Here is a 9,874-nt window from a genome sequence, read left to right on the forward strand (position 1 = left end):
CGGAGGCAACCACCCTTTGGTCTTCTCCGCAACCGGAAAAGCTGGTTGCGGAGAAGACCAAAGCGCGGTTGGGCTGCGCCCAGGCCGTACGGAGGGAGACCGAGGCCCTTCCCGTGGGCTTGCAGCTCGGCGTAGCGCCTTCGGCGCAAAAGCGGCGCGCCTGCGGCGCGAAAACGCGCGGCCGGTTGGGGAGGAGGTGCTGTGGGTCTGCGGCCGGCGGTTGGCGGACCGAGAGCGGAGGGCGAGAGGCGACGGGGCGGTGGTTGGTCGGCATCCGGCACGGCGTGGAGCGCTGCTCGCTACTCTTCGGGGGTGACGGCGGGCGGATTGGTGATGGGGAACCGGGAGACGATCGGCGAGGCGGCACCGCTCGACGCCCCCGAACGGCGGCAGCTCGACATCATCCGCCGGTGGGGCACCGTCGGCGCGTTGCTGATGTTCGTCGGCTCGCTGGGGGCCGGGGCCGCGCCCGTGTTCTCGCCCCTGCCCGGCACGCCCGTGCTCGGGTTGTTCGCCCGCATGCCCAGCGCCGCGATGGGCGTGGTGTGGACCGGGATGTTCCTGGTCGTGTCCGCCTGGCTGATGCTCGGCCGGTTCGCGCGTCCCGGCCGGCCCCGGTTGATGTCGCGCAGCCAGCTCGACCGCACGCTGATGATGTGGATCACGCCGCTGGTCTTCGTGCTGCCCATGTTCAGCCGGGACGTCTACAGCTACCTCGCGCAGTCGCAGATCGCGGCCAACGGGCAGGATCCCTACGAGATGGGGCCGGCCACGGCGCTGGGCGTGGACCACCCGCTGACCACCAACGTCCCGAACATATGGCGCGAGACGCCCGCCCCCTACGGGCCGCTGTTCCTGGCGGTGGGTCGGGTCATCTCGATGGTCACCGGCAACTCCGTGCTGCCCGGCGTGTTCCTGCACCGGCTGCTGGTGCTGCTGGGCCTGGCGATGATCGTGTGGGCGCTGCCCCGGCTCGCGCGCCGGTTCGGGGTGCCGCCGGTGAGCGCGCTGTGGCTGGGCGCGGCGAACCCGCTGGTGCTGTTCCACCTGGTGATCGGCGTGCACAACGAAGGGCTCGCGATCGGGTTGATGCTGGTCGGGCTGGAGCTGGCGCTGCGCCGGATGCCGGTCACGCCCGGTGCGCCGATGACCCGCGACGAGCTGGTGTGGATCGCGCTGGGCGCGACGATGATCACGTTCGGCGCGGCGGTGAAGATCCCGGCCGCGTTGGCGCTGGGGTTCCTCGGCGTGATGATCGCGCGGCGGTGGGGCGGGACGTTCGCCGACCTCGTGAAGGCGGCGTTGCTGCTGGCGGTGATCTCCGGGGTGGTCATGGTGGCCACGTGCCTGGGCACCGGGCTCGGGTTCGGCTGGGTGCAGACGCTGAACGTGGCCAGCACGGTGAAGAGCTGGATGTCCCCGCCGACCGCGATGGGCTTCCTGGGCGGCGGCCTGGGGCTGCTGCTGGGCCTGGGCAACCACACCGACTCGATGATCGCGTTGATGCGGCTGGTGTTCCAGGCGGTGTCGGTGGTGATCGCGGGGACGCTGCTGTGGAAGGCGTTCCGGGGCCGGATCAAGGCGGTCAACGGGCTGGGCGCCGGGCTGGGCGCGGTGCTGGTGCTCGGACCGGTGCTGCAGCCCTGGTACGTGCTGTGGGCGGCGCTGCCGCTGGCCACGGCGGTGCTGGCGAAGCGGTTCCGGCTGATCGCGATGAGCGCGAGCGCGTTCATCGCGGTGATCCTGCCGCCGACCGGGTCGGCGTTCGACGGGCGCGCCTACATCGTGCCGCAGGCGGTGACGGCGGCGTTGCTGGCGTTCGCGCTGTGCGTGTTCGCGGCGCGGCGGCAGGTCCTGCCGCTGATCAAGCGCGACCCGGTGCCCGACGCGGCCTGACCGTTGACTTCACTGGGTTACCTCGCAGTAACATAACGGCACCGCCCCTGCCGTCCGGTACCGGTCCCTCTCACGACGAATCCGCCAACGTCCGTCGGAAGGCCCGTTCGTGAAGTTGCCCTGGAAGCGGTGTGCCCTGGCCGCCGCGCTACTGCTCCCTGCCCTGCTCACGTCGCCGTCGGCGCACGCCGCCGCGCACGACCCGGTGCTGTTCGTCCACGGTTGGAACGGCAGCGCGTCCAACTGGAACACGATGATCAGCCGGTTCCGCGCGGACGGCTGGCCCGACGACCACCTCCGCGCGTTCTCCTACGACACCGCCAAGTCCAACGCGACCACCGCCGAGGTGGTGCGCGCCGAGGTGGACCGACTGCTCGCGGCCACCGGGGCCGCGAAGGTGGACGTGGTCACCCACTCGATGGGCGGCCTGTCCTCCCGCTACTACGCCCGCAACCTGGGCGGCGACGCGAAGATCGACCAGTGGGTGTCGCTGGGCGGCCCGAACCACGGGACCCGGTCGGCGAACACCTGCTTCCAGACGTCGTGCACGGAGATGCGCATCGGTTCGGACTTCCTGACCGCGCTCAACTCCGGCGACGAGACCCCCGGCGCGCCCGATTACGGGACGTGGTGGTCGTCGTGCGACGGCGTGATCGACCCACCGGACAGCACGGTGCTGTCCGGGGCCCGCAACACGCGGACGGCGTGCGTCAGCCACAGCGCGCTGCTGACCGACGCGACCGTGTACGGCCAGGTCCGCGACTACGTGAACCGCTAGCGCGAACGGGGTGGCCATCCGGCGACGGGTGGCCACCCCACCTCACGGCGTCGGCGGCTGCGTGGTGGCCGTCGGGTTCGGGTCCGGCTGCGGCTGCGGGGCGGGCGCCTCGTCCGTGGTGGGCGGGACCGTGGTCGGGCCGCCGTTGTAGATGGTCGGGATGTGAGTAGGCGTCTGCACGTACGTGAGCAGCGGTGGGCGCGGGGCCGGGATGCGAGCGTTGCGCTCGGCCACCGACTCGCCGTCCACGGGCGCTGTCCCGGCCGGCTGACCGGCCGGAACGGCGACCGCGACCGTCTCGGCGGGCGTGGCCGGGGTCGGGGTCGGGTCGGCGAGGGCCGGCGGCGGGGTGGTCGGCGACGACGTGGTGGCGGGCGGCTGCGCCCCGACGGGGGCCGGCGGCGGGACCACGGGGGTGTGCGGGCCGCTCAGGGCAGCCGCGACCAGCAAAGACAACGACAGCACGGGCAACGCACGCACGGGGACGCCTCCTGGACGACGCGGAGCGAGGCGACGTGCCCGTCCGGACCGCCGCGGATCTTCCCCCGCGCACCGGCGTTCGGACAAGTGTGCGGGCGGGTTGACCCGATCGGGGCGTAACCCGGTGCGGCGGGCGGGCGACTAACCGGTACCTGGGAAGATCCCACCGCCGTCCGGGGAGGGAGCGCGCATGGCCGACGTGCCGCAGGAGCAGATCCGGTTCGCCGTCGTCCTCAACGGCGGGGTCAGCCTTGCCGTGTGGATGGGCGGTGTCGTCCTCGAACTCGACCGGCTCACGCGGGCCGAGGGCGCCTACGCCGACCTGCTCGACCTGGTCGGCAGCACGGCCCGCGCCGACGTCGTCACCGGCACGTCCGCCGGCGGCATCAACGGCGCCGCGCTGGCGTTGTCGCAGGTCAACGAGAACGCCAAGCTGGAGCGCCTGCGGGACCTGTGGGCCGAGCAGGGGCGCATGGAACAACTGCTGCGCACCCCGTTCCGCGGTTCGCCGGTGTCGCTGCTCAAGGGCGACGAGTTCTTCCTGCCCCGCCTCCAGGAGGCGCTCAACCGGCTGACCACCGACTTCTCCCCCACCCCGCCGGACGAGCGGCCGGTGGACCTGCGGATCACCACGACCCTGCTCGCCGGCGTGCCGACGACCACCCACGACGACCTGGGCCAGTCCCTGACCCAGTCCACCCACCAGGGCAGCTTCTCCTTCCGCCGCGACCCGACCGGCCGCGACGACTTCACCGCCGAGCGCCTGCCCACGCTGGTGGACCAGCTCGCGCTGGCCGCCCGGTCCTCCGCGTCGTTCCCGTTCGCGTTCGAGCCGTCGTTCGTGCCGGTCACCGAGGAGGCTGCGGGCGACGCGCGGCCGAACATGGCCGACGTCGCGTCGTGGGCCAACGGCACGGACAACACGTCCCGCTACGTCGTGGACGGCGGCGTGTTGGTCAACACGCCGACCAAGGAGGCGTTGGAGGCCATCGACCGGATGCCCGCGGAGGGCCCGGTGCGGCGGGTGATGCTGCTGGTGTTCCCGCACGCCCCGGAGTCCAAGCAGCCGCCGGTCGCGCCCGTGGCCGGGCTGCTGCCCAGCACCATCGGCACCGGCGCGAAGCTGCTCAGCGCCCTGACCAGCCAGAGCGGGCGCACCTACGTGGAGCGCATCGAGGAGCACAACCGGCTGGCGGCGTCGCGGCGCGGCGGGCGCAGCGCCCTGCTGGGCCGGCTGGCCGCCGGCGGCTCGGTCGTGGGCCGGCTCTACGACCTCGCCGCCACGCTGCACGACCACTACGAGGACATCCGCATCCGGCACGCCGCCCGCGACATCACCACCCGGCAGTTCGAGGTGCCCGGCGCGAACACCGCCGGGTGGACCTTCGAACGGGTCCGGGCGGCGGCCGAGGCCGCGCAGCGCGCGCACCTGGCCAAGTGGGGCGGCCTGCCCTACGTGCCGGGGCGGCCGCAGCCGGCCGCGCTGCCCGAGCACGGCTGGCCGTGGGGCATCACCATGGCCGAACGGCTCGCCTCCGCCGCGATGGACCTGCTCAAGCGGCTGGTGTGGGTGGTGCCGGACAGCCCCGCGAGCCGCCTGGCGCAGGCCCGCACCAACCTCTACGACGTGCGGGCGCGGCTGCGCGAGCTGCGCGCCGAGCTGGACGGCCAGTGGACCACCCGCGAGCACACCCCGTTGAACCGGGAGTACTGGGAGCTGCGGGTCGAGGCGTTCGCGGAGGGCATGCTGCGCGGCCCGGTCGGTCAGCGGGTGCGGGCGCAGGTGGACCGGATCGCGGGCATCCTCGGCGACGCCCGCGACGCGCTGGACGCCCTGGCCGACGACCGCGTGCAGATGGCCGGGCTGACGTCGTGGAAGGCGCTGCTGCTCGAACCCCGCACCGACGCCGAGACCGCGGCCGGCGTGGTCGCCGGGGAGATGTGGCTGTCGCGGCTGCTGGCGCTGGAGGTCGCGGCGACGTGCCTGGCCGACGACGCGCGCGGCGGCATGGACCAGGCGGTGGACCTGGTCCAGATCAGCCTGCAGACCCGCAACGCCTTCGCCGAGCACAGCCAGACCCCCGACGACAAGGCCGGCGGCGCGTCGCTGAGCCGGTTCTCCGGGTTCCTCAAGCGGTCCTGGCGGGTCAACGACTGGATCTGGGGCCGGCTGGACGGCGCCACCATGCTCAGCAAGATCGTGTGCGACCCGAAGCGGCTGCTGCGCATCGACCGGCTCACCCCGCACGAGGGCGCGTCACCGGCGCAACGCGCGCGGCGGCGGGTGGACGAGCTGGCGGGCAGGCTGTTCGGCGACGGCCTGCCGGACCGGCTCGCGCCCGTGGTGGAGCGCGCGGTCGAGCAGCTCACCGCCGTCTACGAGGACGCCGACGGCGACCAGCCGCCCACCTGCGAAGCCCTGGCGGAGCTGGCCGCGTGGGCGCTGCACGTGCGGATCATCTGCGAGGAGCTGCCCGCGCTGCGCGCCGCGATCCTGGCCGACCGGCACGAGGGCGCGGACAAGCGGTCGCGCGGCGAGCTGTTCCTGGAGGAGCAGGCGGCCCTGTTGCAGCGGCTGCCGGTACGCACCGACGCCGACCGGGTCGAGGTCGGGCTGGAGGCGCTGGAGGCGTTCGACCGGGCCGGGATCGGGCGCGAGCCGCTGTCCCAGGAGGCCTCCAGCGACCAGGTGATCCGGACCGCGGCGACGGCGGCGGCGGTCGCGGTGACCGTGGCCGACAGCGAGCGGTCCGGGCTGGGTCCGGCCAAGCCGTTGACGCGGGCGCTGCGCGGCGCGGCGCTGCTGCCGTACTGGACGATCACCGGGTTGACCCGCGGCGGTCAGCTCGCGCAGTTCCTCGGGTTGCTCGGGTTCGCGCTCGGCGGCGCGCTGCTGGTGCTGGCGCTGTTCGACCTGCTGCCGCCGTGGGCGGTCGGCCCGGCGGCGGCGTTCGGCAGCGCGACCCTGCTGGCCGCCTTCGGGTACGCGGCGCTGCGGACCGGGACCCTGTTGCACGGCTTGGTGCTGCTGGCCCCGGTGATCCCGCTGGCGGCGGTGGCGATCGACCGGACCCGGTCGGCGCTGGCGTCCTCCGAGGAGGGGGTCACCACCGGGCTGGTGGCGGTCGGCGGGGTGGTCGTCGTGGTGGTGGCGCTGCTGGTGATCGGGTCGCTGCCCGCGCCGGTCGGGACGCCGCTGGCGGTGGCGCGGGCGGTGCTGCGGCGCATCCGGCGCCGGCCCCGGCTGGTGCTGCGGGTGCTGCTCGCGGCGGCGATCGTGGTCGCGATCTGGGCCGTGGTCCGCTACCGGCTCTACGACGTGGACCCGGCCGTGGTGGTGGTCGGGACAGTGTTGGCGATCGTGTTCGGCGTGGTCGCCTCGCTGCACCTGGGCCGGTCGTTGCAGCGGTGGCGGCAGCGCGACGGCGTGTGGACCACCGAGCACGCCGAGCCGCCGGCCGCCGCGACCGCCGGGTGGGCCGCCGTCTACGGGTCGGTGCTGCTGGTGGTCGGCGCGGTCGTGCAGGTGTTCTCGCTGCGGTTCACCGGCTGGGAGGCGGTGCTGGCCACCACGCTGTCGTTCGGGCTGGTGCTGCTGCTGGTGACCACGTGGTGGGTGCCGCTGAAGGAGCGGCGGGCGATCATGCGGCGGCTGGTGGAGCAGTCGGCCGTGGTGGACTACGGCGACAACGTGGCCGAGGGGTTGTTGCGGCGCTTGGACGGCCACGCGATGCTGTTCCGCTTCCTGACCAGGTTGGACGGTTCCGGCCGACCCGTCCTGGGGCCGCGCGGACTGCGGGTGGCGCACCGCATCGCCACCCGCCGCGGCGTCGTGGCCTAGGCCACCAGAGCGGGACGGACCAGCGTCGGCACGCCCATCGCCCCGCGGTAGAGGCCCTCGAAGGTCTCCAGGGTCTGGTCGATGGCGTGCGCCGAGATCAGCTCGCTGCTCGCCACACCCATGCGGGCGGTCACGGCCGGGTCCGCGACGACCGCGTGCAGCCGCTCGGCCAGGCCCTTCACGTCACCCGGGGTGAACAGCCAGCCGTTGCGGCCCGGCCGGCACAGGTGCGGCAACGCCATCGCGTCGGCCACCACGACCGGCTTGCCCGCCGCCATCGCCTCCATCGTGGCCAGGCTCTGCAACTCGGCGATGCCCGGCATGCAGAACACGTCGCAACCGGCGTAGGCGTCCAGCAGCTCCTCCTCGCCGACGAACCCGCGGAACCGGACCCGGTCGGCGATCCCGAGGTCGCGCGCCAACAGCTCCCACTCCGCCCGGCACGACCCGTCCCCGACGATGTCGGCGTGCAGGCGCGGCACCAGCGCCACCGCCCGCAGCAGCTCGTCGACCCGCTTCTCCTCGTCCAACCGGCCGACGAACAGCACCGTCGGACCGTCGTTGGCGCGGACCGGCTCGCGCAGCCGGTAGCGGTCGATGTCGATGCCGCACGACACCGGCACGGCCCGCCGCGGGAACCCGCTGTCGTGCAGGAGCTGGACGGCGCGCGGAGTCGGCGCGGTGACGACGTCGGCCTGGTCGAACACCTTCGTCAGGTCCTTCCACGCCCAGCGGGAGGCCAGGCCCTGGAACCACTGCGGGATGTGCGCGTGGCCGAACAGGTTCTCCGGCATGAAGTGGTTGGTGGCGACCGTCGGGACACCCATCTCCTTGGCGTGCTTCAAGGTGTAGCGGCCGACCACGAAGTGCGCCTGGACGTGCACCAGGTCGGGCTGGATGCGGTCGAGCAGCGCCCGGACGTCCTTGCCGACCTGCCACGGCAGACCGATCCGGAACGTCTTGTGGAACGGGGTGCGGTGCGAGCGCAGGCGGTGGACCGTGATGCCGTCGACGTGCTCGGTGCGGGCCGCGCCGACCGGGTCCACGCAGATCACGTGCACGTCGTGGTCCCGGCCGGCGAGCCCGACCGCGAGCCGGTGGGCGAAGCGGGCCGCGCCGTTGACGTCCGGCGGGAACGTCTCCGCGGCGACGACGATCCGCATGGCGCGTCCGTTCATGGGGGTGTTCTCCGATCTCATGGGTGTCTGTGAGTCCTTGCGGGCGAGCAGGGCGACGCCGGCGATGGCGACGGCGGCGCAGGCGAGTTCCGCGACGGCCGTGGGGCCGGAGGTGCGGGTGGCCTCGCCGAGCAGGGTGGTGCCGATGCCGACGGCGACCAGCGGGTCGACGACGGTGAGGCAGGCGACCGCCACGTGCGGCGGTCCGCTGGCGTAGGCGTGCTGGATGAACCAGCCGCCGACCAGCAGGGCGAGCGCGATACCGGCCGCCGAGAGGCCGGTGCCGAAGGAGAGCGAGGCGGTCTGGACGTCCTGCGACACCGACCGCATGAGCACCGAGACGTAGCCGTACGAGACGCCGCCGGCCGCGCCGAACGCGAGCGCCCGCACCGCCGGCCGGGCGGACAGCACCCCGACCAGGCCCGGCACGGCCACCAGCCCGAGCACGACCAGCCCGGCGGTCACCTCGGCCTCGGCGGCGACCGGGGTGGCGGTCGCGCTGCCGGCGGCGAGGAACACGAACGCCCCCACGCCGAAGGTCGTCAACGCGACGGCCGGCAGTTCCCGCCGCCGGTTGTCCAACAGGGCGGTGATCCCGATGGCCAGCACCCCGACCGGCTGCACCACGGTCAACGGCGCCATCCCCAACGCCACCGCGTGCACCCCGGCGCCGACCACCAGCAGCACCAGCCCCGCCAACCACCGCGGCCGGCGCAGCAGGTCGCGCACCTTCAGGTCCGGGACGTCGTTGACCGCCTCGTGCTGCAACCGGGCGGCGAAGGCGAAGAACGCCGCCCCGGCGGCGGCGAGGACGACGGCGAGCCACGTCATCGCGAGACCTCCCGGCTCACCGCGGCGGCGAGGGCGAACAGCAACCCGTACAGCAACGCGAAGAGGATCCGTTCGAAAAGACCGAGCAACACCTGGCCGTCGTAGGTGAGCGAAACATGGCTCACCATGAATGCCACCGCCGTGATCCCGGCGGCCACCGAAAAACGACGGACGGGAGTACTGCGGATGAACCGCCGGGAAATCAACCAGCCCGCCAGCGGAAGGCTCGTGAACATGACCGCGCCGGCGTAGCGGTGCACCAGCCCGGAGAAGGAAGCGGGCGACCCGGTCGGGTCCGTGGGGAACACGGTGGCGACCGTCAACCCCACCGCCCACAGCCCCAGCAGCCACGACACCGGCCCCCGCCTGGGCAAACCGGTGCGGACCAGCACGACGAGCAGCCCCACCGAAGCCGCGGCGAGCGAGAGCGCGGTGACGGCGAGCAGCCCGCTGCCGTTGGCCACGAAGATGTAGTCGCTGATGGTGTGGCTGAGCGGACTGAGTTCCCCGACCGCCACCACGTGCAGATACCCGACCGGGAACAACGACAGGACCAACCCCGCCACCGCGAACGACAACACCGCCGCCCGTCTTTCCCCCCGAATCACCGTCACGGGAAAAATCCTGGCGGGATTCGCGATCAGAAAGTATCCGGAACACCCCCGAGGCGACCCTGATGCCACCCGGACATCGGGGGTGGGGCTGCCCCCACCCCGGCGGGTGGGCCTCGCGGACCGGCCGGCCGGCGGACGGGGGAAGCGGGCAGCCGGCGGATGGCGGCAGGGGGATGCGGCGACGGCGACGACCGGCGCTGGCCCTCCGGCCGCACGACCGGCGTCCCGGACACGACCACCGTGCCCGCGCGGCCAG

The 9,874-nt window shown here is 73.4% G+C and carries 6 protein-coding genes; 3 read left to right on the forward strand and 3 right to left on the reverse strand.

All coding sequences use genetic code 11. The features are described 5' to 3' along the window. The first annotated feature begins 333 nt into the window (after positions 1-333). Together mptB and AB0A74_RS41480 are read left to right on the forward strand one after the other, a co-directional pair. Positions 334-1,896, forward strand: coding sequence for a polyprenol phosphomannose-dependent alpha 1,6 mannosyltransferase MptB (gene mptB / locus AB0A74_RS41475; RefSeq protein ID WP_358258550.1), 1,563 nt, complete (start codon positions 334-336; stop codon positions 1,894-1,896). 109 nt (positions 1,897-2,005) lie between these two features. After that, positions 2,006-2,674 (forward strand): triacylglycerol lipase, encoded by a 669-nt coding sequence (locus AB0A74_RS41480; RefSeq protein ID WP_358258552.1) that lies wholly within the window; start codon positions 2,006-2,008, stop codon positions 2,672-2,674. Positions 2,675-2,716: 42 nt separating this feature from the next. Here AB0A74_RS41480 and AB0A74_RS41485 read toward each other — a convergent pair whose 3' ends face one another. Continuing rightward, positions 2,717-3,154 (reverse strand): hypothetical protein, encoded by a 438-nt coding sequence (locus AB0A74_RS41485; protein ID WP_358258554.1) that lies wholly within the window; start codon positions 3,152-3,154, stop codon positions 2,717-2,719. A gap of 190 nt (positions 3,155-3,344) precedes the next feature. Between AB0A74_RS41485 and AB0A74_RS41490 the strand changes: the two genes are divergently transcribed. After that, on the forward strand, positions 3,345-6,995 hold the full coding sequence (locus tag AB0A74_RS41490; protein WP_358258555.1) for a patatin-like protein: 3,651 nt from the start codon (positions 3,345-3,347) through the stop codon (positions 6,993-6,995). Here AB0A74_RS41490 and AB0A74_RS41495 read toward each other — a convergent pair. Together AB0A74_RS41495 and AB0A74_RS41500 are read right to left on the reverse strand one after the other, a co-directional pair. Then, positions 6,992-9,004, reverse strand: coding sequence for a glycosyltransferase (locus AB0A74_RS41495; RefSeq protein ID WP_358258557.1), 2,013 nt, complete (start codon positions 9,002-9,004; stop codon positions 6,992-6,994). The two genes, AB0A74_RS41490 and AB0A74_RS41495, sit on opposite strands and share 4 nt — an antisense overlap. Then, positions 9,001-9,618: a DUF998 domain-containing protein gene (locus AB0A74_RS41500; RefSeq protein ID WP_358258558.1), complete on the reverse strand. Its 618-nt coding sequence runs from the start codon at positions 9,616-9,618 to the stop codon at positions 9,001-9,003. The genes AB0A74_RS41495 and AB0A74_RS41500 overlap by 4 nt, the downstream gene beginning before the upstream one ends. Positions 9,619-9,874: the final 256 nt, after the last annotated feature.

The organism is Saccharothrix sp. NPDC042600 (assembly GCF_040647305.1).
Taxonomy (GTDB): Bacteria; Actinomycetota; Actinomycetes; order Mycobacteriales; family Pseudonocardiaceae; genus Actinosynnema; species Actinosynnema mutabilis.